The sequence below is a fragment of the Polaromonas sp. P1_G2 genome, assembly GCF_056405515.1.
This window is the reverse complement of the sequence record NZ_JBFUBY010000500.1, coordinates 1-1,352: the sequence shown is the minus strand read 5'-3', so window position 1 is coordinate 1,352 and position 1,352 is coordinate 1. Positions and strand designations below refer to the sequence as shown.

The following is a 1,352-nucleotide window of genomic DNA, read 5'->3' as shown; positions in this document are numbered from 1 at the left end:
CAGCAGGAAATCCTCATACCGGCTGGGCACATAAGGCAGGTAGACCAGCGGCATGCCGGCTTGCTCAGGTGTGCGGTCTTTCTTCCGGCCATTGCAGTGGCGGCAGGCGCTGACCAGATTGGTCCAGGAATAGGCCCCGCCCTTGCTCTGCGGAACGATGTGCTCGGCTTCGAGATCCTTTTCCAGGAACACCTGGGCGCAGTAGGCGCAGGTGCAGCGGTCGCGGCGCAGCAGCTTCGGCTTGGTGACCGCGGGCGCCACATCGTGAAGATTGCGGCGGGGCGCGCCGCGCAGCGCGACGATGGGGTGGATCACCAGGGTGGACTGCCGGCCGCGCGCGACATTCCAGCCGCCACGCAGTGTCACCAGCGGGCTTTCGCCTTGCTCCCAGGCGACGCCGCCGGTGGCGTAGTGCAGGGCAGCCTCTTCAGCCGTGATCCAGGCTTGGGGCGTCCCCTGGATGTCGAGCTGAAGAACGTGGTGCATCGTGGCCTCCTGAGTTGAATGAATGATTGAGTGATGGATGGTGCGGGCAGGGAATTTCGAAATCCCGGCCTGCCGGTTAAAAGCCGGCTGCTCTGCCTCTGAGCTACGCCCGCCCTATCCGCGGAAAATGGGGTGCAAGACCGGACTCGAACCGGTGACCCGCGGGGTCACATCCCGCTGCGCTGCCAACTGCGCCACATGCACCAGAAAAACTGGCTCCACGGCCTGGGATCGAACCAGGGACGACGCGATTAACAGTCGCGCGCTCTACCTGCTGAGCTACCGTGGAATGGAAAAGGAATCGCTCACCACTCACCGCATTCGCGCACGCGCTGGTCCAGCTCGCGCTCGTCGCGCGCCTGCCTGCGTGTGGGCTGGGCGTGGCCGAGCCGGGCGCGGCCGGCAGCGATGACGCCGCTCAGGAGTGTGCGAACAATGCGCTTGCGGGCTTGGGCGGGCCTCTTGGAGGCTGCTGTGTTTCTGGCTGTCATGGCAATCTCCTTGAGGTTGGTTGGTGTGGAAGAAGTGGTGCGCCTGGGCCGATTCGAACGGCCGACAAACCGGTGTAGAAAACCGTCGCTCTATCCGGGCTGAGCTACAGGCGCTAGAGGGAATCTGGAGGCGATGGTCAGATTCGAACTGACGTGTGCTGACGCAAGCGGATTTGCAATCCGCGCCCTTCGACCACTTGGGTACACCGCCGGAGATCATTGGCTGGCACGGGAAGAATCGAACTTCCAACCTTCGGTTTTGGAGACCGCTGCTCTGCCTGGTTGAGCTACGCACCAACAGGAATGCGCCCGGGGAATCCCGGCGTGGATACTGGCGGCCTGTACGGGAATCGAACCCGTGACCACATCCTGGAC

At 63.6% G+C, this 1,352-nt stretch carries 2 protein-coding genes and 6 tRNA genes; all 8 read right to left on the bottom strand.

The genetic code is table 11. The features are described from left to right. A partial coding sequence (locus tag AC1D0P_RS25675) for an HNH endonuclease (RefSeq protein WP_477679309.1) occupies window positions 1–486 on the bottom strand: 486 nt, incomplete at its 3' end. 38 nt (window positions 487–524) lie between these two features. Next, window positions 525–599 (bottom strand) — tRNA-Lys (locus AC1D0P_RS25670). Window positions 600–614: 15 nt separating this feature from the next. Beyond that, window positions 615–690: transfer RNA gene (locus AC1D0P_RS25665), tRNA-His, on the bottom strand. Between the two features lie 9 nt (window positions 691–699). Continuing rightward, window positions 700–775 (bottom strand) — tRNA-Asn (locus AC1D0P_RS25660). 16 nt (window positions 776–791) lie between these two features. Then, the gene (locus AC1D0P_RS25655; protein WP_477679308.1) at window positions 792–977 is read right to left on the bottom strand and encodes a short-chain dehydrogenase; all 186 of its coding nucleotides are present in this window, start codon (window positions 975–977) and stop codon (window positions 792–794) included. Between the two features lie 35 nt (window positions 978–1,012). Further along, window positions 1,013–1,091: transfer RNA gene (locus AC1D0P_RS25650), tRNA-Arg, on the bottom strand. Between the two features lie 11 nt (window positions 1,092–1,102). Further along, window positions 1,103–1,188: transfer RNA gene (locus AC1D0P_RS25645), tRNA-Cys, on the bottom strand. A 9-nt stretch (window positions 1,189–1,197) separates the two neighbouring features. Continuing rightward, window positions 1,198–1,274 (bottom strand) — tRNA-Trp (locus AC1D0P_RS25640). Between the last annotated feature and the right edge of the window lie 78 nt (window positions 1,275–1,352).